Source organism: Gilvimarinus sp. 1_MG-2023 (genome assembly GCF_030548285.1).
The window spans coordinates 1-372 of record NZ_JAUOSC010000336.1; the positions used below are offsets into that span (position 1 = coordinate 1).

The 372-nt window shown below is 57.3% G+C and carries 1 protein-coding gene; it reads right to left on the reverse strand.

Features of this window, described 5'->3' with window-relative positions; all coding sequences use genetic code 11:
• On the reverse strand, positions 1 to 372 hold a 372-nt coding region (locus tag Q4563_RS17070), incomplete at both ends, for an AAA family ATPase (RefSeq protein WP_303605340.1).

Below are 372 nucleotides of genomic sequence, written 5' to 3' on the forward strand. Positions count from 1 at the left end.
GGCGGGAGATCATGCCCTGTTCGATAATGGCGTAGGAACGAGGCCCCAGGCCAGTCCCCAGAAACAGGTCGGTAATGTCTTTACGGCGACAGCGGCTGCCATTCAGAAAGTAGGTAGACTGGCCATCCCGGGTAACCTGGCGACGGACGCCAATTTCGGTGTAGGCCGCGTATTCTCCCCGCAGCGTCTGGTCGCTGTTGTCAAAAATCAGGTCAACGCTGGCTTTGCCTACCGGCTTGCGCTCGGAAGAACCATTAAAGATAACGTCGGTCATCGAGTCGCCACGCAGGTATTTGGCTGAGCTTTCGCCCATCACCCAGCGCACCGCATCAATGGTGTTGGATTTGCCGCACCCATTAGGGCCAACGATAC